Consider the following 24,720-nt stretch of genomic DNA (forward strand, 5'->3'; position numbering starts at 1 on the left):
AAAAAAGAAGTGGTTAAAAGTATCGTTTAACCCAACAATACATTTATAAATTTATAGGGTATATTAAGGTTGTTATTCTTGATATACCCTATAAATTTTATAGCGGTTAAGGCTAGGGGGTTTTAAATCAAACTCAGCTTGGTTACCACTAAAATCTGCGTTATATTTGCACCTCATAAGTTCCTAATTGTACTGTGTGTTATCAAGAAAGGTGAAGGGATAGACCCGTAGAAGCCTTAGCAACCCTTTGTTTTTCCAACGAAAAATTAGAGAAGGTGCTACATTCTACCACATAGTGGAAAGATAACTAAAAGACTTCTGTTTTTTTCTTGATACTTACCGCGTAATTTACAATAACATTTTAAAGGGACTCTTAAGCTTAAAAGACAATTTTTAACAGAAATGATATGGAAAAGGATATTGAAAAGGCGTTAGAAAAACGAATCTTGGTATTAGATGGGGCGATGGGAACCATGCTGCAACGTTATAAATTTACCGAGGAAGATTTTCGTGGCGAGCGATTTAAAACCTTTGAGTATCCACTACAAGGAAACAACGACCTCCTATCTATTACCCAACCTGAAGCAATTGCAGAAGTACACGCCAAATATTTTGAAGTGGGTGCTGATATTGTTGAAACCAATACATTCTCCAGTACCCGTATTGGTATGGCCGATTATCACATGGAGGATTTGGTATATGAACTAAATTTTGAGTCTGCAAAAATTGCCAGAAAGGTGGCCGATGAGTTTACAGCTAAACAACCAGAAAAACCTCGTTTTGTCGCTGGTGCAATGGGTCCGACGAATCGTACTGCGAGTATGTCACCTGATGTCAATGACCCAGGGTTTAGAGCTGTTACCTTTGATGAATTACGTCTAGCTTATACCGAGCAAATCGAAGGGTTGATCGATGGAGGTGTTGATCTGTTACTAGTTGAAACCATATTTGATACCCTAAATGCTAAGGCAGCATTATTTGCCATAGAAGAAGTTAAAGCAGCACGTGGTTTAGATATTCCTATTATGGTTAGCGGAACAATTACTGATGCCTCTGGGAGAACACTTTCGGGTCAAACTGCGGAAGCATTTTTAATTAGTATCTCCCATATACCTCTACTGAGTGTCGGGTTTAACTGTGCGCTCGGTGCAGATCAATTATTGCCTTATGTAAAACGATTGTCCAATCAATCGCCTTTTTACATTTCAGCTTATCCTAATGCAGGTTTGCCGAATCACTTTGGGGAATACGACCAAACTGCAGAAGAAATGCAAGATTTGATTCGAAATTACCTAGAAGAGCATGTGGTAAATATCATAGGCGGTTGCTGTGGGACAACACCCGAACATATTGGCTTAATAGCAGAAATCGCCGCTGAGTATACCCCTAGGAAGGTGCTAGATTCAAGCCTAGCGAATTAAAAAATATCACCCCGAGCATTAATGATCTTTGAAGTAGAAAAAAATGATTGACCAACAAGATATAGAAGAGCGAAGTAAACGATTGCCATTGGCCTTATCTGGATTAGAGCCACTAATTATTGATGAGAATACAAACTTTGTAAATATTGGAGAGCGTACCAATGTAACGGGATCTCGAAAATTTCTTCGACTCATTAAAGAAGAAAATTACGACCAAGCTTTAGAAGTTGCCAGAGCCCAAGTAGAAGGAGGTGCCCAAATCATCGATGTAAACATGGATGAAGGGATGCTTGATGGTAAGTATGCAATGGTGAAGTTTTTAAATTTAATCGCAGCTGAGCCTGATATTGCGAGAGTTCCTATAATGATAGATAGCTCCAAATGGGAAATCATTGAAGCGGGATTAAAAGTCGTTCAAGGGAAAGGAATTGTGAATTCGATCAGTTTAAAAGAAGGGGAGGCTGAATTTATACATCACGCTAGACTTATTAAACGGTACGGGGCAGCAGTCATTGTTATGGCCTTCGATGAAACAGGCCAAGCTGATAATTATCAACGAAGAATCGATATATGTAAACGCTCCTATGACATTCTTGTCAATCAGGTGAAGTTTGCACCACAGGATATTATATTTGATCCTAATATTTTCCCGGTGGGAACAGGTATGGAAGAACACCGTCAAAATGCGGTTGATTTTTTCCGTGCCACAAAGTGGATTCGCGAGAACTTACCCCATGCACAAATTAGTGGTGGCGTCAGTAATGTATCGTTCTCCTTCCGTGGGAACAATACAGTACGCGAGGCCATGAATGCCGCATTTTTATACCATGGAATTAAAAATGGTATGACCATGGGTATAGTCAATCCAGAAATGCTGGAGGTGTATGATCAAATCGATAAAGAGCTTCTTATATATATAGAAGATGTACTTTTGGATCGTAGGGACGATGCTACAGAACGCCTCTTGGATTATGCTGAGACCGTACAAGGAAATTCCAAAGAGAACCTGAAACAACAACAGCAGTGGAGAAGTGGAAGTCTACAAGATCGAATCACTCATGCGCTGGTTAAAGGTATCTTAGAATTTATCGAAGAAGATGTAGAGCAGGCCCGTCAATTAGCAGAGAAACCTATTGAAGTCATAGAGGTTAACTTGATGAACGGAATGAATGTGGTAGGTGATTTGTTTGGAAGCGGTAAGATGTTTTTACCCCAAGTGGTAAAATCTGCCCGAGTCATGAAAAAGGCCGTTGCTTATCTACTTCCTTTCATTGAGGCTACTAAAGAGGATGATTCCAGATCTGCAGGTAAAATTGTAATGGCCACAGTTAAGGGTGATGTGCACGATATTGGTAAAAATATTGTCGGTGTGGTATTGGCATGTAATAATTATGAAATCATTGACCTTGGGGTAATGGTTCCACCCGAGAAAATTATTCAAACTGCTTTGGATGAAAAGGCGGATATTATAGGGCTGAGCGGATTGATTACACCTTCTTTGGATGAAATGGTTTATCTGACCAAGGAATTAGAAAAGCTCAATTTAAGTATCCCTGTGATGATTGGTGGTGCCACTACTTCAAGAGCGCATACAGCTGTGAAGATAGCCCCGGTTTATTCCAAGACAGTGGTCTATGTTAGTGATGCTTCCAGATCCGTTAGCGTTGCTGGGAATCTATTAAATCCAAAGGTAAATCAGCAGTATGAAGCTGAATTAAAACAGGAGTATGACACTGTAAGAGCTGGGTTTTTAAAACGAACTCGTATAAAAAATTATTTAACCATCGATCAAGCCAGAGCCAATAAGATGCAACTTGATTGGGATCAGTACTCTGCGCCCAAACCTAGTTTTATTGGGGTTAAACAAATCGAACTCGATTTAAAAGAGCTATTGCCTTATATCGATTGGACCCCATTTTTTAGATCCTGGGAGCTTCATGGAAAGTATCCTAAGATTTTGACTGATGAACTAGTAGGTGAAGCCGCAACTAAACTCTTTGAAGAAGCTACTCAAATGCTCAATCAGATCATTAAACAGAAATGGCTTACTGCTAAAGGTATATTAGGTATTTTCCCTGCAAACCAAGTAAATGACGATGATATTCAACTCTATTCAAAGAGTGGAGAGGAGCTTGAAAAATTCCTAACTCTGCGTCAACAATCACAAAAAACCAAAGGAGCACCAAATATTGCCTTGGCTGATTTTATTGCTCCTAAAGATAGTGGGCAACAGGATTATATGGGCGCTTTTTGCGTCTCCACAGGATTTGGTGTGGATGAGATCTCTGAAAAATTTGTCAAAAATTTAGATGATTATAACTCTATTATGATCAAAGCCTTAGCAGATCGATTAGCAGAAGCGTTCGCGGAGTATCTTCACAAAAAAGTACGTACCGAAATATGGGGGTATGACCAAAGCGAACAACTCACCAACGAAGAATTGATTAAAGAGTCTTATAAAGGAATTCGACCAGCGCCTGGATATCCAGCATGTCCAGATCACCTAGAGAAACGAACCATTTGGAGTTTGTTAAAAGTCGAAGAGCGAATAGGAGTTAAACTAACCGATAGCCTTGCCATGTGGCCAGCCTCATCCGTATCTGGTTATTATTTTGCCAATCCTAAAAGCCGATATTTTGGATTAGGTAAAATAAAAGAAGATCAAGTGGCAGATTATGCAAAACGTAGAGGAATTCCTGTAGAGGAGGCCGCTAAATGGTTGAGTCCGAACATTGCAGATTCTTAAAATTCCATTTCTTGTAAACAAAACCAACAAAAAGTCTCATGAAAGTAACAGAACATATCGAAGCTGCTCAAAATAAAACCTTATTCTCTTTTGAAATCGTTCCACCTCAAAAGGGTAAAAATATTCAAGAACTCTACGATAACATTGATCCATTGATGGAATTTAATCCACCCTTTATTGATGTTACCACCTCAAGAGAGGAGTTTGTGTATCTAGAAAAGGATGGGTTATATGATCGAAAAGTAACTCGAACAAGGCCTGGAACTGTCGGTATTTGCGCTGCCATAAAGCACAAATATAAAGTAGATACAGTCCCTCATGTTTTATGTGGTGGGTTTACTAAAGAAGAAACGGAGTATATGCTTGTGGATTGTCAGTATCTAGGTATTCAAAACGTGATGGCCCTACGCGGTGACGCCATGAAGCATCAACGATATTTTGAAGCAACCAATGGGGGACATACCTATGCCTACGAATTGGTCGAGCAAATTAGAAATATGTGTCAGGGAAAGTACTTACACGAAACCCTAGAGAATAGCAATACAGACGATTTTTGTATTGGGGTGGCAGGATATCCTGAAAAACACCTTGAGGCGCCTTCTTTGGAGTTTGATCTGAAAAAACTCAAGCAAAAGATTGATGCGGGAGCAGATTATATTGTGACTCAGATGTTTTTTAATAACAGCAAATACTTTGAGTTTGTTGAAAAAGCACGTCAGGCAGGTATTACAGTGCCTATTATTCCAGGAATTAAACCTATAGCTGTTAAAAAGCACTTACAATTACTGCCTCAGGTGTTTAAAATTGATCTTCCAGAAGATTTAATTTCTGCGGTAGATGCATGTAAGAACAACAAGGAAGTACGTCAAGTCGGAGTAGAGTGGTGTATTGCTCAATCCAAAGAACTAAAGGAAGCTGGTGTACCTGTATTACATTATTATTCTATGGGTAAATCCGATAACATTAAGAATATTGCTCAAGCGCTATTTTAAATTATTAAGTTTACTTTAGCATTTGAAAAATAACCGATGCGAAACCTAATTATAGTATTGATGTCGATATTTTGTTTGGGGTTAAGCGCCCAACAAAACGACAAGGCACATACTTCTTATATTGATCTGAGCTACTTTTATGGTAATATAAGTAAGCACAATAATGACATTTTACATTTAGTTACGGATCATCCAGAGGGTTATCTACTTAGTTGGAATAGAAAAACCTATGGGCATAAAGAATGGGAACAATTGTATAATTATCCTGACTACGGTGCCTCTATGATTTATCACAACTTCAAGAATCCATATATGGGAAGTAATACGGCCTTTTACGGGCATTATAACTTCTACTTTTTCAATAGAAACTTGATGTTTAGAGTAGGACAGGGGGTTGCCTTTGCAGAAAAGCCATATGATAAAGAGGACAATTATCGAAATGTTGCTTTTGGGTCTACTCTTTTAAGCAGTACCTATCTGATGTTAAACTATAAAAAGGAGCGAATTTTCAATAGATTTGGACTGCAGGCTGGACTAACTCTTATCCATTATTCCAATGGAAATACCAAAGCGCCAAACACAAGTATTAATACCGTTAACTTTAATATTGGTTTGAATTATAATCTGGAAGCTACCCAGCCAGAGTATATCAGAACAGCAGGACTTAGCAGCGCCTTTACCGAGCCAGTACGTTTTAATTTTGTATTTAGAACAGGGATAAACGAAAGTGATGTGATTGGAAGTGGACAATTTCCATTTTACGTATTTTCGGTATATGCCGATAAACGACTCTCTAAAAAGAGTGCTATTCAACTGGGAACCGATGTCTTCTATTCTAATTTTTTAAAAGAATACATACGCTATAGTAGCATTTCCTATCCAGAGCGAGGGATTGATGGATCAGAAGATTTTAAAAGAGCAGGTGTATTTATCGGACATGAACTTTTTTTGAACCAACTCTCAGTGGTTGCTCAAGCTGGATATTATCTATATTACCCAGTAGATTATGAGGGGGAAGTTTATTTAAGAGGTGGATTAAAAGGCTATCTTACAAAGAGTAAAAAACTCTTCGCCGTGATTACTGTAAAGGCACATGCAGCTCAAGCAGAAGGGGTTGAAATTGGAATTGGTTATAGATTGTAGTATGAGACACTTGGATTTATTACGGCTAAAAAAATATATAATTGCTTTGCGCTATTGGACTGCATTGGTCTGTTTTTTCTTCCTTATAGGGTGTGATGATAAGAGTGTGAATGATTGTATACAATCCGCTGGAACGACTATTGAGCAGCAGGTAGAAGTAGCTCCGTTTGATCGTATACTTATAGAGCGGAATCTCCATATGGTTTTTACTCAGGAGAATGAAGCTAAGGTGGTGATTAAAACGGGTGAAAATTTGTTGCCAGATATTAAGGTTCAGGTTGTTGATGGACAATTACAATTAAGAAATGAAAACCAGTGCAATTTTTTTAGAGATTATGGACTAACGACCATCTATGTATCTAGTCCGGATATCTCAGAAATCCGTAGCTCTACACAGGGAGATGTTCGCTCACAAGGAATTATTACCGTAGATAAATTAAGAGTGTATTCCGAAAACTTTAGAAACAATGAGTACCTAACAAGTGGAGAATTTTACTTAAATGTACACGCCAATGATTTTCAGTTAGTATTCAACGGAGTATCAAATATGTATATTCAAGGGCAGTCTAAGCAATTGAATATCACGATGGCCTCTGGAAATGGGAGATTTGAAGGGCGAGATTTCGAGGTTGAAAACGCCAACATCTATCACCGAAGTTCCAATGATGTCATCGTAAATGTTACCGGTCACTTAAAGGCGGATCTCTATGGAACGGGAGACCTTATAGCAGTGAAGCCTCCTGCGAGCAAAGAGGTGAATCAGCACTATAAAGGCCAATATATACTCGAATAATAAGGTTAGGATATAGCAGCCTTAGCTAAAAAAATTACTTTTTATCGGGACGGGTATAAAGTTCTCCGTTTTTCAATTTTCTATTGTACTCCTTAAGGTCTTTTTTCACTTCCCCTATTAGAATATACATACCGATCATATTTGGAAATGCCATGGTAATAATCATCATGTCTGCGAAATCCAATACAGCACCAAGCCCAACTGATGAGCCTACCACAACAAAGAATAAAAACATGACCTTATAGACCAGTTCTACAGTATTGCTTTTTCCAAATAGGAAAGTCCAGGCTCTCATGCCGTAATAGGACCAAGATATCATGGTGGAAAATGCGAATAATAAAACCACTATTGTTAGTACATATGGAAACCATGAGATTATCGTTGAGAAAGCAGCCGAGGTGAGTTGAACACCACCAACTCCTTGAACTTCGTGCATACCTGTAAAAATAAGCACAAGGGCCGTTAATGTGCAAACCACTACTGTATCGATAAATGGTTCGATTAAGGCTGCATACCCCTCCGATACTGGATGATTTGTCTTTCCAGCACTATGCGCAATGGCTGCAGATCCAACTCCTGATTCACTTGAAAATGCTGCTCTTTGAAATCCTACAATCATAACACCTATAATACCTCCTTTTAGGGCTGATGCATTAAATGCTCCATCGATAATAGCGGATACTGCCGCGCCTAGATTTTCGATATTTACTCCGATAATAATAATAGCCGCGAGAGCATAAATTCCTGCCATTACCGGTACAATACGACCAGTAACTTTTCCAATACTCTCAATACCTCCAATAATCACTGCCCCGACTAGAAATGCTAAAAAGAGACCAAAATAAAGCCCTTTCCCTTGCATAAATTCAAATTGACTGGCTAAAATTTCAAAAGACTGATTGGCTTGGAACATGTTTCCCCCACCCAAAGTGGCTCCCACACAAAGTACTGCAAAGAGCACTGCTAAAACTTTACCTAACTTCTTGGCATTTCTTTTCTCTAGACCATGTTTAAGATAATACATTGGCCCACCAAAAATCTTACCATCAGAATTGATTGTTCTGTATTTGATCCCTAGGGTACATTCAGTGAATTTAGAGGCCATTCCAAGAAGACCAGCAAGAATCATCCAAAATGTAGCTCCAGCACCTCCAACTGAAATTGCAATGGCAACACCAGCGATATTTCCAAGTCCAACAGTTGCCGACACGGCCGTGGTCATGGTTTGGAAATGGGTGATTTTACCTGGAGCATTAGGATCATCATATTTTCCTTTTGCTAGATCAAATGAATGCCGAACTCCTTTAAAGTTTATAAAACCTAATCGAATGGTAAAGAAGAAAGCGCCAAAAATAAGCCAAATTACAATTAAGGGTATGTTACTAGTTTTGGGATCACCATTAAGGTGTCTCACTAGCACAGGTTGGTCAAGCTTGATCTCTGCAAGATTATGAGCTCCAATCTCTATTACATGTGCCTTATTGTCAGCATTGTAAATAACCTCGTTCGGATCGTTTAGATGTTTGAGTGTTCCTGCGGCATTTGCATAAACATTTAAATCCCCTTTTTGGTAAGAACTCACCACTGCGATAAGGTCACCTGATTCCACGTGCTTACCTTCTTCAACCTCCCACTGTTTAAGTACAAAATGATCATCAATACCTGCTGTCCATCCTGGAATAGGAACCTTCTTAATGTCTGCGTAAACCTTTGGATCATAAAGTCCAAAGGCAGTAAAAGGGTCCCAAAATAATACTTTGTACATTTGATTTACCAAGGGTACAGCAGTACCGTTAAGAAACTCTGGAATATTCTCCGATTTAATCTTATAGCTATGTTGAACACTTTTTCCCTGACTATCTGTGATGGTCACCGTATAGGGAATCCCCTCGGTAAGTCCTATTGCGGTATCAGAATCTAAAGGTGTATTTTGATTAGACCACTTATAAGTATAGGGAGGAAGACCACCTTGGACCTCTAAGGAGATATATCCATCATTGATAATCTTTGATTTATTACCTAAGGTTTCTTTTACCACTAAATCCTGGCTCTGAAGAGAAAGAAATGAAATGGTGAATAGTAGGGTAAAAAGATATTTAATCATAATGTTTGCTATCGTTTCCACTTTTGGATAGGAATGTTTTAAAACCAAATGCATATCTACAGTATTTCAAGACTACTTTAAAGAGCAGCCCTTCTGTTAAATTATAACAACTAGTAAATTTACTAAAGTGAATAAATCAGCTTTAGCATAAAAAGCTGTTAGGTCATACCCTTTAAGCTATAAGTAAATTTAATCGAAATGTGAAGATAAAGCATATAAAGCTCCCGTAACCGCCGAGAAGAAAAATAATTTAGTTTATAGAACCATCCTATTTTTAAAATCCGTTAAAAATTAAGCAACAAATATAATAGATTTATCTAGCATGACCAGTGATCTTCTAATTAATTTGCTTGTAATTAGTGTAATGGAACGGCAAGAAGAGGGACATTTAATTCGTCCACAAGGTCCTTTTTGTTATTAGCGGTAAAGAGATTGTATAAAAAATCCTTTCTTCGATGTCCTGCTATAACTAAATCGATATTAAACTTATCGACCTTTTCCCTGATAACTTTTGAGACAGCACCCTGAACCAAAATGCTTTCGGCTTCGATATTGTGGTTTTGAGTGATCGCTTGTGCTAAATTTTGAATAAAAGCTGCCTCTTTTTTGCGATTCTCCGCTCTTTGATCATAGATGAATTGTGGTCCAGATTCTCTGCCAATTAACGAATCAGGATCTGGTGTAGCCACGTGAATAATCCAGATTTTTCCGTTTGAATAGCTTGCGAATTTAACAGCTTGAGCAATAAGTTTTTCTGCATCTTTAGTTTGACCAATGGCCACAAGAATATTTTTCATATTTGTCTTTCGGTTTAATATAGGATTAAGATACAAATATTAGTTGAACTAAGAAATCCCTCAGTCATTAAACTTTGTTCAATCAGGGCCTTGCCTGAATTCTATGACTTAGTCAGTTCGATAAATAGGCTTTCTAAATCTTTATTCTTTTGATTTAATTGTAGTGTTTTAAGTCCGTTATCATGAGCAAAATCAAACAGGGAGCCTCGCATATCTTTATCGGTATCAAAGGTGATTTGGTATACAAATCCAACCGTGTTTTTAACCTCCAATACCCGTGGTAACTGTTCTAGTAAGATGTTTTCTACGCGATAGTCAAATTCTACCTCGATCACCTGTTTTTTTGAAGAACGAAGATCTTGAAGAATTTTATCAGCGACAATCTGCCCGTCTTTTATAATGATAACGCGATCACAAATAGCTTCAACTTCTTGCATGATATGAGTGGATAAAAGAATGGTTTTTTCCCTACCTGCTTCCCGTATTAGATTTCGGATTTCGATAAGCTGGTTTGGATCTAGTCCAGTAGTTGGCTCATCTAGAATAAGAACCTCTGGATTACTAACCAGGGCCGCGGCCAGGCCAACCCTTTGCCTGTATCCTTTTGATAATGATCCTATTTTTTTGTTAGCATGATCACCCAGACCACAGTCTTGCAATACGGGTTCTATTTGATCTTTACTTACCTTATAAATCGAAGTGATGTATCTTAAGTACTCACGCACATACATCTCTAGATGTAAAGGATTGTGTTCTGGTAGGTAGCCAATGCTTCCCTTGACCTGCATGGGCTGAGTTGAGGCAGAATAATTATTTACCATCACACTTCCCTTATCTGGAGAAAGGTAGGTGGTTAGAATTTTCATTAAGGTAGATTTACCAGCTCCATTTGGACCTAATAAACCTACGATTTCTCCTTTTTTAATAGAAAACGATATGTTGTCAAGAGCTTGTTTATCACCATAGCTCTTGCTGATGTTTTTAATTTCTATAGACATCCTTTGTCAATTAAATGCATATGCCAACCAAAGTAAGTAATTCTGAAGTTTAATTCCAAGAATCCCTAAATATAGCGGAATTTTAATTTGGTTCAAGAGTAAAGACAATCCTAATCATCCACTAGTGCGCAGAAGTATTAGAGATTCGAATTCAACGCTCTTTTTTTAAAACCTTCTAGATTTTTAATTAAATAAACTTTTAAATTCTGAAGGAGACTGATTCGTTTTTTTCTTAAATAATTTGCTAAAAGACTGTGGATGTTCAAACCCAAGTTCAAATGCAATTTCACTAATGGATGAATTCGTAGTGCTCAAGCGAGCTTTGGCATAATGGATCATGCTACTCTGGATGTGCTGTTGCGCATTTTGCTGAGTATTAATGCGTAATAGACTACTTAAATAATTGGGAGAAATGTTTAATTCATCCGCGATGGTACTAACTAATGGCACACCGTTAATCAGTCCCGACTGGTTGTCAAAGTAACGCTTCAATATAGACTCAAATTTCTCCAATAGCTGGTAATTGGATTTTTTACGAGTGATGAATTGGCGCTGGTAAAAACGTTCTGCGTAAATAAGCAGTCGCTCTACTTGGTTTATTATTAGGCCTTGGGAAAACTTGTCAATTTGAGATTGGTATTCACCTTCAATAGTAAGTAGGATTTGCTCAATGGTATTTTCTTCATTATTTGATAAGAATAGCGCCTCATTAATGGCATATCCAAAGAAATCAAATGTTTTAATTTTTTTTGCCAATGGCGTTTGCCATAAGAAATCGGGATGAATCAGAAGTAGCCAACCACTTGGTTTTGTGTGTTGATTCTGATCGATTTCAATTTTCAGAAATTGAAGTGGTGAGATAAAACTAAGAAGCCCTTTGTTAAAATCATACACTTGCTGTCCGTAATTGAATTTGGAAGTGACATTTCGCTTAAGACCTATGGTGTAAAATTCCTGAATCCAGCTTAATTGACTTTCTTGAAAAGGGTATCTAACCTTACTGTAATCAATCAAACTGATTAGTGGATGCTCAGGTTGAGGGAGTCCACATAATTGATGGAATTCTGCGATAGACTGTAAACGAAATGTCTGTTCCATATGTAAAGGTAATTGTTTTGAGTTATAATTTGGGGTGAAAACCAAGACCGTTTTCTAATTTGTCCACCTTTAAATTAAAAAGTTTTCTGTCCCGTAGGCCTCACAACCAATTCGTTAACATCAACATCTTTTGGTTGAGAAATAGCAAAAGCTACTGCATTTGCGATAGCTTGAGCAGGTAGTAAATTCGTTCTGAACTGTTTTTTAGCGACCTTGCGTAACTCAGGATCTGAGATATGCTCAGCTAGTTCGGATTCCGTTGCTCCTGGAGCTACAATGGTTACTCGTATGTTTTCGCTAACCTCCTGACGTAACCCTTCTGAAATAGTCCTTACCGCAAATTTAGTTGCACTATAAATAGTAGAAGTTGGGCCTACCCAGCGATCAGCAACAGAGGTAATATTAATGATCTGGCCTTTGTCTTTTTCTTCGAAAACTGGGAGTGCTGCTGCAATACCGTGTAATACCCCTTTGATATTTACATCGATCATAGCATTCCATTCGTTGATTTTATAATCGTTGATCATCGATAACGGCATGATTCCAGCATTGTTTATAAATACATCCAAAGAGTTGAATTCTTCTATGGCATATGCTATAAATGCTTGAACTTGCTTTGGATCCGTAACATCTAATTTTTTGTAAATCACCCGGGAATCGTTATTTGAAAGCTCTTTGGCGATTTTCTCTAATCTGTCATCTCTTCTAGCGCCTATTACAACATTTGCTCCTAAAGCGGAGAGATGTCGAGCAATTGCCTCTCCGATTCCGCTACTTGCTCCTGTAATTGCCACTACTTTTCCTTTAATGTTTTCCATCTTTTTATTGATTTAATTTGTGTAGTACAAAATTGCTTTAAGAGGAAATCTTATGCGTGTTCAAATCAATAAAAACTGTGTCCAAATCGTGATTATACCATAAAATGGGTTTGTTTCTATGGTAAAAGAATCACCTCATGGGTGTTATAGGTCGTAAAAAGAAAGATCAATCAATGCGAAGTAGTTTTTGAGCTAGGCTAATCATCTCTGGATCACCAGTATGTTTGTTGGGTTCATCAGAAATCTTTACCGTTGGTACCCAACTCTTATTACTGGTTAGAACCTCGGTGAGTTTAATAACGATATTCATAGGTTTAAGACCCACATCATTGGTAAGATTGGTCCCAATACCAAATGAAAGTCCGATTTTTCCTTTACATGCCTTGGTTATGGCTTCTACTTTTTCTGGATTTAATCCATCTGAAAAAATGATGTATTTGTACAGCGGATTAATCCCGTGTTTGTTGTAATGCTCAATGGTCTTTTCTGTGAACTCGTAAGGATCTCCACTATCATGGCGTACACCATCAAATAGTTTAGCAAACTTGGTATCGAAATGTCTAAAGAATACATCAGTGGTGTAGGTGTCTGATAAGGCCACACCTAAGTCTCCCCGATAAACATCCACCCAGTGTTCCAATGACATGGAATTAGCCATTTTAAATCCGTACTCTGCGGCGTGATACATAAACCATTCGTGTGCGTGTGTCCCGATAGGTTTAACGTGATGGATCATTGCCATATGAACATTGCTAGAACCAGTAAAAATATCACCTTTGTAGGTTGAAAGCGTATTCATAACAACTCTATGGGTTCTATAGGAATGTCTTCTTCTGGTTCCAAACTCTGCAAATTTGACCTGTAGTTCATCATAGAGTTTGATTTTCTCTAGGGTATTGGCTACAATTTTTTCATTACTCCATGCTTCTTGATCAGTTAACTTATAAAAGAGTTCACTAATTAGTGATAATAAAGGTACCTCCCAAAGAATGGTACGATACCAGTAACCTTGAACACTGACTTTTAAATCCTCACCATCTTGTTGTATGTTTACCTCAGAAGGGTCATAGCGATAACCTTCTAAAAAATCAATATAAGCAGGGTTGAGATATGGACAATTTTCAATTAGAAATTGTTTTTCATCTTTGGTCAATTGCAGCTGTGTCATCTGATTGATCGCAGTTCTCAATGCTTGATCAAAACCTCTGGGGAATTTATGCTCCCCGCGATTTATGAATTGATACCTAGACTGTATTCTGGGAAAAAGTTTCACAACAGCACACTGCATAGTGAATTTATAAAAGTCGTTATCTAATATTGAATTAAATACAGCGAATTGAGTATCCATAAGCATTCCAAGCTTTGTAATTTTTTTCGAAAGTTACTATTTATTTTTCTAAAATAGTATTTTATGACTTTGATCAACGGAGGATTTTAAGGGGCAAATTTTTAAAAAAGGCGACCTTATATATGCGTATTTGTGTTTTGCTAAGCCAAATACTTAGCAGAATTGAAATAAAAGGGATAATAGGTTAAATACTTAGAATCTTTTTTTTAGTAAAATTGACCTAGCACTCAAGTCAAAATAGCTAATATTGATATCCAAACCGACTAATTCTGCCTAAGACACTAACAGATGGGATGGGTTTTGAAAATAAACTACCCTTATGGATTTATGGTTTTGTTAATATTAATCTATATTAATATTCTAACATCGATTTATAATCAGCTTTACTAACGCTCATATTTTCTTTAGAAAACTCAATACATTTCATGCTATAGGTATCAGCATTTTTTTTGCTAGGTATAAATTCCATCTCCATCATCATTGATTTTCCATCCATTGGAATGAAGGTGTTAGGGAGACTGTTGTCTGTATTAAAAAGTCCACTGTTAAACCCTACAGGTGTTTGATCAGTTACCCAAATTTTTGAAACACCGTCTTGTGTGGTGAATTCATATCCTTTGCAATGATAGCCTAAGATGGTTTTGCTTTCTATTTCTACAAAGTCAATATTCTCAGGTTTTGATTCTTCTTCAGCATTTTCAAGTATCTTTTTAAATAATTGATTATCGGTTCGCATAGGCATTATTAATCTTTGATCATCCGTATGCATAAACATGGTCATGCTTTGGTTGTCTAAATCTAGTACCGTAAGGTTGTCTTCGCCGGTCTGGGTTATTTTCGTCCCAAAATAACGTACATCAGGTTCAAGCCAATATTCCAATTGATTTTTATCATTTTTGGAGGTGATTTCCATTACCGCCTTATAAGAGAAACTATACTGATCAGGAATGTTATCGATATTTCCGCCACCAAATAAGGATTGAATGCTTTGTTGCATATTCTTAGAATTCTGATCCGCCTGGTTTTCATCCCCCTGAGATTCTATCATTGAGTCAATAGCATCATCTGTAGCTTCTGATACTTCTTTTTCTGTTCTATTTAAAACGGTTTGTTCAACGGCTTCTCCAGCTTTCTTTTTCAGCTTTTTCAAAAATTGCGCCTCAGTAGGGGTCACAAAGCACAAAAGAATTAATACGGTAAGGAATTTAATTGATTTCATAACTTTTGGAATTACTAATGATCTTTTAAAGTTAACAACATTATGTTTAAATTGCTTTAGAATCCGTGAGTTACCATTGTTATTCGGTGAATGGTATTAAATAACTCTCCAATAAGACCTAATTTAAGCACTTCTAAGTGTTTTGGTTGTTTTGTAAAGACTCAATAGAGGGAGTATTAAGGAACTGTATTACCGAGAAACATTTTAAAGTCGCCCTATATTCGTATTTAAAGGTTGCTTTTGAAATCAAATCGTTAAAAAAAGTTATATTTTATCAGAAAATGAAAAAAATTGAGGGACTAGGGTTTTATATTTCAAATTAATAGTTACTTTAGCACCACAGACATCAAGAGATCATGTTTACAAACGCTTATAACTGGAACTTTTATTTTTTCTTCTTTTACTTTTTTAAGAGAGGAACGGGACTGTTGTAGGTATTTGTAATAAAAATAATATGTTAGTCCCGGAAGAAATTTCGGGACTTTTTTTATGATATAAACTCAGAAATGAATAGGAAAATTGCAATACAAGGAATATTAGGATCTTTTCACCATCAAGTGGCTCAGGAATACTTCGGTCAAGATGCTGATGTAGATGAATGCTTGTCATTTGACGCCTTAGTTGATAGTCTGATGAGTAAGAAAAGTTCAGTAGCAGTGATGGCTATTGAAAACTCCATCGCTGGTTCTATTATTCCAAACTATGCCCGCATTGATGACAATGACCTGCATATTATCGGGGAGCACTACATTAGTGTACACCACAATTTATTAGCCCTAAAAGGACAATCTATCTCAGATATTAAAGAGGTTTATTCTCATCCTATGGCTTTACTACAATGTAAGGCTTTTTTTAGGCAATATCCCCACATAAAATTAATTGAAGATGTGGATACGGCAGAGGTTGCAAGAAGAATACACCAAGGACAATTAAAAGGAATTGGAGCCATTGCAAGTAAAGCAGCCGCTTCCATTTTTGAATTGGACATCCTAGCAGAGAGCATTCAGACAATGACTAATAATGCGACCCGATTTGTGATTGTTCAAACGCAGAATTCTGTAATTCCTATTGAAGAAATTAATAAAGCATCCGTAAAGTTTGAATTAGGTTCCAAACGAGGAAGTCTCGCTACAGTTTTAAATGTAATGAGTGATTGTAAACTAAATTTAACCAAGATTCAATCCTTACCGAAAATTGAAACCCCTTGGCGGTATTCATTTTTCGTGGATGTGACCTTTGAGGATTATGCAGATTTTCAAAAAGCGAAATCTTTATTAGCCATTATGGCATCAGAATTTAAAGTTCACGGAGAGTACATAAATACAATGCGATGATAAAAGTAGCAGATCGTTTAAAAAGCGTCGAAGAATATTACTTCTCTAAAAAGTTAAGAGAGGTAGGTGGTTTAATTGCTCAAGGCAAACCGGTTATTAATATGGGGATTGGTAGTCCAGACCTAGCGCCAGCTGACCAAGTACTAGAAGCACTTGTGAGTTCACTGGGAGATGAGAAAGCACACCAATACCAATCCTATCAAGGATTGCCAGAACTAAGAAAAGGAGCATGCTCGTTTTATCAGCAGTATTTTGATGTGAGTTTAGATAGCAATACTGAGGTGTTGCCCCTTATGGGTTCTAAGGAAGGGATCATGCATATTAGTATGGCTTTTTTAAACCCGGGTGACCAGGTCTTAATACCGAATCCAGGATATCCTACCTATACTTCTGTGACTAATTTGGTCGGGGCCGTGGCAAAGTATTACGATTTAAGTCAAGACTCGAATTGGTTACCAGATATCAAAGCGTTGGAACAAACAGATCTTTCTAAAGTGAAGATTATGTGGTTGAGTTATCCACACATGCCTACAGGAGCAAACGCTAATGTGGAAATCTTTAAAGAATTAGTTGACTTTGCAAAACGAAATGATATTCTTTTAGTGAATGACAATCCATACAGTTTTGTTCTAAACGAAAATCGATTGAGTTTGCTTTCAGTGGATGGAGCTAAGGATGTTGCATTGGAACTTAATTCCCTGAGTAAAACTTTTAATATGGCAGGCTGGAGAGTTGGATTTGTTTTTGGAAGTACCGATCATATAGGAGCTATTCTAAAGGTGAAAAGCAATATGGACAGTGGAATGTTTTACGGATTGCAAAAAGGAGCCGTTAAGGCATTGGAATTATCCAAGGACTGGTATGCAAATTTAAATCAAGTGTACGCCCGCCGTAGAGAGCTTATCTTTCAATTGGCCGATAAATTAGGTTGTACGTATGATACAAGTGCCTCTGGTATGTTTGTTTGGGCTAAATTACCAGAAGGAATTCACTCAGCTGAAGAATTTATTGACGGTGTACTTTACGACAAAAGCATATTTATTACTCCTGGAACCATATTTGGAAGCCAAGGGGAAGGATATATTCGTTTTTCTTTATGTGTCAAAGAAGCACAAATTCAACAAGCGATTCAACGATTTAAAGCTTAAACTAATTCTGATAAATGAAAAATAGAAATTCAAAATGAAAGTACTGGTAATAGGATTAGGACTCATAGGTGGATCAATGGCCATCGATTTAAGAAGCACTAGAAAAGATGTAGTGCTTTTGGGATATGATGCCAATGAACAGCATCTAGATGCAGCGCTATCGCTAGGATTAATCGATCAGAAGGCAGGTTTGCAGGATGCTGCTTCAGTTGACGTTGTTATAGTAGCTATACCAGTAAATGTGTCTTTAAAGGTGATTCCTAGTGTTTTGGACATCGTAAAAGATGACACATTGGTCTTTGATGTTGGCTCAACAAAAGCAAATATTTGTAAGTTGATAAGTGAGCATCCAAACCGAAGAAATTTTTTAGCTGCTCACCCTATTGCAGGTACTGAGTATTCAGGACCACAGGCTGCTATAAGAGGCTTGTATAAGGGTAAAACAAATATTGTTTGTGAGGTAGAAAAAACGGCGTTCAAAGTACAGGAACTTGCCATGGATATTTTTAATGATCTTGGGATGCGAATTCGGTACATGGAACCAAAGGCTCACGATCGCCATATTGCCTATGTGTCACATTTATCTCATATCAGTTCTTTTATGCTGGGTAAAACCGTGATTGATAAGGAGCGAAATGAGCGCGATATATTTGATATGGCGGGAAGTGGATTCGAGAGTACGGTACGTTTAGCCAAAAGTTCACCTGCTATGTGGAGTCCAATATTTGAGCAAAATAAAGATAATGTAATAGAAACTCTTGAGGAGTATATTGTGAATCTCCAACGATTTAAACAGCTCATGGAATCAAATGACTTTGAGGCCATTTACAGAGAGATGGAGGACACCAACAGGATTAAAGAAATATTAGAAGGAATAACAATCAAATCATCATAAGTATTTTAAAATGGAAAATTCAGCAACGTTAAGAACATGGTTAGATGATATGAACCTGTCGCACCCTTTGGTGATTGCAGGGCCATGTAGCGCAGAAACAGAAGAGCAAGTGCTAAAGATTGCACACGAACTAAAAGGAACGGATGTCAATTACTACCGTGCAGGTATTTGGAAACCTAGAACACGTCCAGGAAATTTTGAAGGTGTTGGAGCTTTAGGATTAAAATGGCTGCAAAAGGTAAAAGAAGAGACAGGTTTAAAAACAGCTACTGAGGTAGCTAACAAAGCCCACGTAGAATTAGCATTGGAGCACGATGTGGATTTGTTGTGGATCGGAGCGCGTTCTACTGTGAGTCCTTTTATTATACAGGAAATTGCAGATGCTTTACACGGAACCGATAAAATTGTTTTAGTGAAAAACCCAGTGAACCCTGATCTGTCTTTATGGTTAGGTGGGATAGAGCGTTTGTACAGTAGCGATATTAAAAATCTAGGTGTGATTCACAGAGGGTTTTCCACTTATGAAAAATCAAAATACAGAAACAATCCTGAGTGGCAATTAGCCATTGAGCTTCAGAATAAATTTCCGGATCTTCCGCTGATATTGGATCCTTCGCATATTACTGGTAAGAGAGATATGATATTTGATGTTTCTCAAACAGCATTAGATTTAAACTATGACGGTTTGATGATTGAGACCCATACCGATCCAGACAATGCATGGAGTGATGCTGCGCAACAGGTGACTCCAGATTCTCTCAAACAAATCATGAGAGATTTGAAAATCAGAAAGGAAACTGATCAGGAAGCAGATTACAATAATAAGCTTACAAATTGCCGTGCTCAGATAGATGTGATTGATAATGCACTTATCGAGATGCTCGGTAAGAGAATGAAGGTGTCCGATCAAATTGGTGAATTGAAAAAGCAACGTAACGTAGCTGTTTTACAATCAAAACGATGGAATGAAATCCTAGGTAATATGGTTTTAGAAGGTGATCAAGTTGGACTGAGTGAGGAATTCATCCTTCGCATCTTTAAGGCGATTCACCAAGAATCGATCAACCATCAACAGAAAATTGTACAGCAATAAGGAATTATTGGAAGTCAAAGGTGCTCCTAGAGGTTGGGCAACTTCTAAATTCGTACTTTTGACTTCTAATTTTTCACTATGAAAGGAACGGTTTATAAATCTACTGGTAGCTGGTATTATGTAAAGGCCCAAGATGGAAGCTTTATCAATTGTAGGATAAAGGGGCGTTTTCGCATACAAGGTATTAAGAGTACTAATCCTGTGGCTGTAGGTGATGTTGTTGAATTTGAAATTCAAGACAAAGCTGGGGAGCAAGTTGGAGTGATCACTGATATACACGATCGTAAGAATTACATCGTCAGAAAATCAGTTAATCTTTCTAAACGCACCCATATTATTGCCGCCAATGTTGATCTTGCCTTTATGCTAGTGACCTTAAAGGATCCAGTAACCTTTACTGATTTTATCGATCGTTTTTTAGTTACTTGTGAGGCCTACCATGTCACGCCCATACTGGTTTTTAATAAAATAGACCAGTATACAAAGCAAGAGTTAGTGCTGGTGAAGAATCTCATTGCGCTCTATAGCGATATTGGATATCAGACCATTGAAGTTTCTGCTGCCACCGGAAAGAATGTCGAGGAGCTAAAATCAATGATAAAAGGGAAAACCAGTATTTTCTCTGGTCATTCAGGAGTTGGTAAATCAACTTTAGTCAATGCTTTAGAGCCTGGATTAAACCTTAAAACAGCAGAGATTTCACAGCAGCACAAACAAGGCCAACACACCACCACCTTTGCTGAGATGTTTGACTTGAGTTTTTCAGGACAAATTATTGATACCCCAGGGATAAAGGGCTTTGGGATTGTGGATATGGAAAACAGTGAGATCGGAGATTACTTCCCAGAATTCTTTGCCATTAAAGGTGATTGTAAATTTCATAATTGCCTTCATTTGGACGAGCCAAAATGTGCGGTAAAACAGGCAGTGGAACAGGGAACTGTAGCATGGAGTAGATATAAGAGTTACTTGCAGATAATCCAAGGTGAAGACGAAAATTATAGAACAGACCTTTACGCAGAGTAAAAGGTAGTTAGCCTAATGAATTTGAGGATACATGAAAGTTGTTATACAGAGAGTAAAACAATCAGCAGTACATATAGATGGAGCTGAAAAAGCAAAAATAGGCCAAGGACTCCTAGTTCTTGTGGGAATAGAGGAGATTGATGGTCAAAGTGATATTGATTGGCTGTGTCGTAAAATAGTGGGTTTACGAATTTTTGAAGACCAGGACCAGGTTATGAATCGATCGGTACAGGATATTGACGGGGAGATTATAGTGGTGAGTCAATTCACCTTACAGGCCTCTACAAAGAAAGGTAACAGACCTTCTTATATAAAGGCAGCCAAACCAGAGGTCGCGATTCCTTTATATGAAGCTTTTGTAAAATGCTTGGAGCAAAATATAGGAAAAAAAGTAGGGACGGGTACCTTTGGAGCTGACATGCAAGTTTCACTTATCAATGATGGCCCTGTAACCATACTTATTGATTCTCAAAATAGAGTATAGCTGAAATCAGCTTTAAAATACAGATTGTTAAAGCTTCTTGAAAAAGAGGAGATATATTTTAAATCACAGTAAAACTTAAAGTCAATCGTATGGATTTAAAAAATGCACAACTCGAGGTAGACAAGTGGATTAAAGAGCACGGAGTCCGCTATTTCAATGAACTTACCAACATGGCTCAGTTGACAGAAGAAGTTGGAGAAGTCGCACGTATTATCGCTAGAAGGTATGGCGAGCAGAGTGAGAAAGAGAGTGATAAAGACAAGGATTTAGGTGAAGAACTCGCAGATGTTGTATTTGTGGTACTTTGTCTAGCCAATCAAACTGGGATCGATTTACAAAAAGCCTTCGATGCTAAAATGGATCTTAAGTCAAAAAGAGATCACAACCGTCACCATTCAAACCAGAAGTTAAAATCCTAAAAAATTACCCTTAAGAATTCAGGAACATGAATATTCGAATACAATCCAATCAAACCAAATTTCAAAAACAAATTACTATAACTGGCTCCAAGAGTGAGAGCAATCGCTGCTTATTACTTAGAGCGTTGTATCCAGGTTTAACCATTGAAAATCTTTCTAATTCAGATGATTCTGTGGTTATGGAAAAAGGACTTGAGATTACTAGCGGAACAGTGGATATTCATCATGCGGGAACGGCGATGCGATTTTTAACAGCGTTTTTCGCTGTCAAACCAGGTGCTGAAATTATTCTTACTGGTTCTAAACGAATGACCGAACGTCCGATCGAAATTCTTGTTGATGCTCTAAGACAGTTAGGTGCTGAAATCTCCTATGAAAATAACCAAGGGTATCCTCCTATAAAAATAAAGGGGAAACAAATTATCCAAAACAAAGTCACTTTAGCTGCAAATATCAGTAGTCAATACATCTCCGCCTTATTGCTTGTAGCGCCCTCTCTTGAAAATGGTTTAATACTTCAATTAGAAGGAAAAATAACCTCAGTTCCCTACATCAGGATGACACTTTCCTTATTGGAAGAGCTGGGAGTTCAAACTAACTTTGAAGCAAATACCATCACGGTTAAACCTTTAGATGATTTACCAATGCAACAATTGGTTGTAGAATCTGATTGGAGTTCAGCTTCCTATTACTACAGCATAGTGGCCCTATGTGAGGTAGGAACTACAATCACGCTTTCAAGTTATAAGCAAAACAGTCTTCAGGGAGATAGTGTGCTTCAAGAAATATATAAAGAATTTGGTGTGGAATCTTCTTTTAAGGGTCATGATCTTCTGCTCTCAAAAGTTAAGGATGTTTCTAAGGATACTGTGATTAATCTTGATCTATCCAATGCGCCTGACATTGCTCAAACTATAGCAGTAAGTTGTTTTGGTTTATCAATAGGGTGCGAACTTAAAGGACTACACACTTTAAAAATTAAAGAGACTGATCGTTTAGAAGCCCTAAAGGCAGAACTCGGAAAATTAGGGGCTGATATATCTGTAACTGATAAAACCTTGTCATTAAAAGCTACTTCAGAAATCAAACCAGAGGTCGCCATCGATACTTATGATGATCACCGCATGGCAATGGCTTTTGCTCCCTTGGCACTTAAAGTACCAATTTTAATTAATGATGCAGAGGTTGTTAGTAAATCGTATCCAGATTTTTGGAAAGATCTTAACTCTTTAGGTTTTCAGATAGAAGACTTATAGTGTAGGATTGCTAGTTTAGGATCCTTGCTGGAAAAATATTTAGATCAATAGTTATGTTGACCGCTAAGGTTATTAGATAGAATAAATATAGCGTCGATATACCCTTGATGGTTTTGAAACTATCCTAAAATAATTCGAGAAGTTAATCCTAGTTTTTGGTTTTCAAAATATTGATAAAAGACTTTTTTAACTGCATAATTGCTTGAATATTAAAATAATTGATGATTTACTTGACAACGGCTATCTGGGGGTCGTATATTTGCAATTCGTAAAAATCTATTTTGAGATAAAGGTTTTTATAATCGAATAATACACAGAATATATAACGGATTTGAATCTATAATCATTTAGAACTATTGCCGATTTTTCTATGCTCTTTAAAAAGAGTGATAGTGCGTCGGTTTTTTTTTGTGATGTGCATAGGTTCCTTGAAAACAAAGAAATACATGAAATTATCTAATTTTAATTTTGAACTTCCTAAAGAATTATTAGCTGAATATCCTTCTGAGGATAGAGATGAAGCTCGTTTGATGGTATTACATCGTAAAGAGCAAAAAATCGAGCATAAGCTTTTTAAGGATGTGATTGATTATTTTGATGAAGGAGATGTTATGGTCCTTAACAATACCAAAGTTTTTCCTGCTAGATTATTTGGTAATAAAGAAAAAACTGGTGCTCGTATCGAAGTTTTCTTGCTTAGAGAACTTAACGAAGAACAACGCCTTTGGGATGTTTTAGTTGATCCAGCTAGAAAAATCAGAATTGGAAATAAATTGTATTTTGGAGACGATGAGAGTCTAGTAGCTGAGGTTATAGATAATACAACTTCAAGAGGACGTACACTTCGTTTCCTTTATGATGGATCTTATGAAGAGTTTAGAGATAAATTAAATGAGTTAGGTGAGACTCCACTTCCTAAATATATCAAAAGAGATGTTGAGCCAGAGGATGAAGAGCGTTACCAAACCATTTATGCAAAAGCAGAAGGAGCTGTTGCAGCGCCTACTGCAGGGCTTCACTTTTCAAAACATTTACTAAAGCGTTTAGAGATTAAGGGAATTGATTTTGCGGAACTTACCCTTCATGTTGGTCTAGGTACTTTTAACCCTGTTGAGGTTGAAGATCTTTCTAAACACAAAATGGATAGTGAAGAATTGTTCATTGATAACAAGGCAGCTTCAATAGTAAACAACGCTAAAAACGGAAAAAGAAAAATATGTGCCATTGGTACAACTGCGATGCGCGGATTGGAGAGTTCTGTATCTTCAAACCATATGCTAAATCCTTATGAAGGATGGACTAATAAATTTATCTTTCCTCCATATGATTTCAGTATTGCCAATTGTATGATCACCAATTTCCATACACCAAAATCTACACTTTTGATGATGATCTCTGCTTTTGCAGGTCATGATTTTGTGATGAAAGCTTATAAAGAAGCCATTAAAGAAGAGTACAAGTTTTACTCTTATGGAGATGCGATGTTGATTTTATAATAAGCATCCCAGGTTTAAATAAAAATAAATAAAAAGGAGTCCTATTTGATTTAAGTGGGACTCCTTTTGAAAAATACCACAATATTAAATAG

General features: G+C 37.2%; 21 protein-coding genes and 1 riboswitch. Of the genes, 14 read left to right on the plus strand and 7 right to left on the minus strand.

Annotated elements, in window-relative coordinates; genetic code table 11:
• Window positions 1-196 precede the first annotated feature (196 nt).
• Window positions 197-310, plus strand: a riboswitch (SAM riboswitch).
• Window positions 311-407: 97 nt separating this feature from the next.
• Genes I215_RS12550 through I215_RS12570 form a run of 5 tightly spaced genes read left to right on the plus strand, consistent with a single transcriptional unit; the run spans window position 408 to window position 7,095 of the window.
• A complete protein-coding gene (locus I215_RS12550) occupies window positions 408-1,421 on the plus strand; it encodes a homocysteine S-methyltransferase family protein (protein ID WP_008992351.1) in 1,014 nt (337 codons plus the stop codon).
• Between the two features lie 43 nt (window positions 1,422-1,464).
• Window positions 1,465-4,167, plus strand: a complete 2,703-nt coding sequence (gene metH / locus I215_RS12555) for a methionine synthase (protein WP_008992352.1) — start codon at window positions 1,465-1,467, stop codon at window positions 4,165-4,167.
• A gap of 38 nt (window positions 4,168-4,205) precedes the next feature.
• The gene (gene metF / locus I215_RS12560; RefSeq protein WP_008992353.1) at window positions 4,206-5,159 is read left to right on the plus strand and encodes a methylenetetrahydrofolate reductase [NAD(P)H]; all 954 of its coding nucleotides are present in this window, start codon (window positions 4,206-4,208) and stop codon (window positions 5,157-5,159) included.
• Between the two features lie 60 nt (window positions 5,160-5,219).
• Window positions 5,220-6,302, plus strand: a complete 1,083-nt coding sequence (locus I215_RS12565) for an acyloxyacyl hydrolase (RefSeq protein WP_237738965.1) — start codon at window positions 5,220-5,222, stop codon at window positions 6,300-6,302.
• Between the two features lies 1 nt (window position 6,303).
• Complete coding sequence (locus I215_RS12570) at window positions 6,304-7,095, plus strand: head GIN domain-containing protein (RefSeq protein ID WP_008992355.1); 792 nt, start codon at window positions 6,304-6,306, stop codon at window positions 7,093-7,095.
• A 34-nt stretch (window positions 7,096-7,129) separates the two neighbouring features.
• On the opposite strand, the gene I215_RS12575 is transcribed toward I215_RS12570, so the two are convergent.
• The 7 genes from I215_RS12575 to I215_RS12605 all read right to left on the minus strand — a co-directional run bounded on the left by I215_RS12575 (window position 7,130) and on the right by I215_RS12605 (window position 15,477).
• On the minus strand, window positions 7,130-9,199 hold the full coding sequence (locus tag I215_RS12575) for an amino acid carrier protein (protein WP_040460401.1): 2,070 nt from the start codon (window positions 9,197-9,199) through the stop codon (window positions 7,130-7,132).
• A 356-nt stretch (window positions 9,200-9,555) separates the two neighbouring features.
• Window positions 9,556-9,996, minus strand: a complete 441-nt coding sequence (locus tag I215_RS12580) for a universal stress protein (RefSeq protein ID WP_008992357.1) — start codon at window positions 9,994-9,996, stop codon at window positions 9,556-9,558.
• 101 nt (window positions 9,997-10,097) lie between these two features.
• A complete protein-coding gene (gene gldA / locus I215_RS12585; RefSeq protein WP_008992358.1) occupies window positions 10,098-10,994 on the minus strand; it encodes a gliding motility-associated ABC transporter ATP-binding subunit GldA in 897 nt (298 codons plus the stop codon).
• Between the two features lie 183 nt (window positions 10,995-11,177).
• Window positions 11,178-12,092 (minus strand): helix-turn-helix domain-containing protein, encoded by a 915-nt coding sequence (locus I215_RS12590; RefSeq protein WP_008992359.1) that lies wholly within the window; start codon window positions 12,090-12,092, stop codon window positions 11,178-11,180.
• Window positions 12,093-12,166: 74 nt separating this feature from the next.
• Window positions 12,167-12,910 (minus strand): SDR family oxidoreductase, encoded by a 744-nt coding sequence (locus tag I215_RS12595; RefSeq protein ID WP_008992360.1) that lies wholly within the window; start codon window positions 12,908-12,910, stop codon window positions 12,167-12,169.
• Between the two features lie 166 nt (window positions 12,911-13,076).
• On the minus strand, window positions 13,077-14,264 hold the full coding sequence (gene pncB, locus I215_RS12600; protein WP_008992361.1) for a nicotinate phosphoribosyltransferase: 1,188 nt from the start codon (window positions 14,262-14,264) through the stop codon (window positions 13,077-13,079).
• Window positions 14,265-14,610: 346 nt separating this feature from the next.
• Window positions 14,611-15,477, minus strand: a complete 867-nt coding sequence (locus I215_RS12605; protein WP_008992362.1) for a DUF4412 domain-containing protein — start codon at window positions 15,475-15,477, stop codon at window positions 14,611-14,613.
• A 506-nt stretch (window positions 15,478-15,983) separates the two neighbouring features.
• On the opposite strand from I215_RS12605, the gene I215_RS12610 reads away from it, so the two are divergent.
• The 9 genes from I215_RS12610 (at window position 15,984) to queA (ending at window position 24,628) form a co-directional block, all read left to right on the plus strand.
• Complete coding sequence (locus I215_RS12610) at window positions 15,984-16,811, plus strand: prephenate dehydratase (RefSeq protein WP_008992363.1); 828 nt, start codon at window positions 15,984-15,986, stop codon at window positions 16,809-16,811.
• On the plus strand, window positions 16,808-17,959 hold the full coding sequence (locus I215_RS12615; RefSeq protein WP_008992364.1) for a pyridoxal phosphate-dependent aminotransferase: 1,152 nt from the start codon (window positions 16,808-16,810) through the stop codon (window positions 17,957-17,959). The genes I215_RS12610 and I215_RS12615 overlap by 4 nt, the downstream gene beginning before the upstream one ends.
• A gap of 34 nt (window positions 17,960-17,993) precedes the next feature.
• Window positions 17,994-18,854 carry a prephenate dehydrogenase gene (locus I215_RS12620; protein WP_008992365.1) on the plus strand — a complete coding sequence of 287 codons (861 nt, stop codon included), beginning with the start codon at window positions 17,994-17,996 and terminating at the stop codon, window positions 18,852-18,854.
• A gap of 10 nt (window positions 18,855-18,864) precedes the next feature.
• Window positions 18,865-19,947 (plus strand): bifunctional 3-deoxy-7-phosphoheptulonate synthase/chorismate mutase type II, encoded by a 1,083-nt coding sequence (locus tag I215_RS12625; RefSeq protein ID WP_008992366.1) that lies wholly within the window; start codon window positions 18,865-18,867, stop codon window positions 19,945-19,947.
• Window positions 19,948-20,025: 78 nt separating this feature from the next.
• A complete protein-coding gene (gene rsgA / locus I215_RS12630; RefSeq protein WP_008992367.1) occupies window positions 20,026-20,973 on the plus strand; it encodes a ribosome small subunit-dependent GTPase A in 948 nt (315 codons plus the stop codon).
• 31 nt (window positions 20,974-21,004) lie between these two features.
• Complete coding sequence (gene dtd, locus I215_RS12635) at window positions 21,005-21,457, plus strand: D-aminoacyl-tRNA deacylase (RefSeq protein ID WP_008992368.1); 453 nt, start codon at window positions 21,005-21,007, stop codon at window positions 21,455-21,457.
• Between the two features lie 89 nt (window positions 21,458-21,546).
• Window positions 21,547-21,876 (plus strand): nucleotide pyrophosphohydrolase, encoded by a 330-nt coding sequence (locus I215_RS12640; RefSeq protein WP_008992369.1) that lies wholly within the window; start codon window positions 21,547-21,549, stop codon window positions 21,874-21,876.
• A gap of 26 nt (window positions 21,877-21,902) precedes the next feature.
• Complete coding sequence (locus I215_RS12645; RefSeq protein ID WP_008992370.1) at window positions 21,903-23,132, plus strand: 3-phosphoshikimate 1-carboxyvinyltransferase; 1,230 nt, start codon at window positions 21,903-21,905, stop codon at window positions 23,130-23,132.
• Between the two features lie 446 nt (window positions 23,133-23,578).
• Window positions 23,579-24,628, plus strand: a complete 1,050-nt coding sequence (queA, locus tag I215_RS12650) for a tRNA preQ1(34) S-adenosylmethionine ribosyltransferase-isomerase QueA (RefSeq protein ID WP_008992371.1) — start codon at window positions 23,579-23,581, stop codon at window positions 24,626-24,628.
• The last annotated feature ends 92 nt before the right edge of the window (window positions 24,629-24,720 follow it).

It is taken from the genome of Galbibacter marinus, from assembly GCF_000300875.1.
GTDB classification, from domain to species: Bacteria; Bacteroidota; Bacteroidia; order Flavobacteriales; family Flavobacteriaceae; genus Galbibacter; species Galbibacter marinus.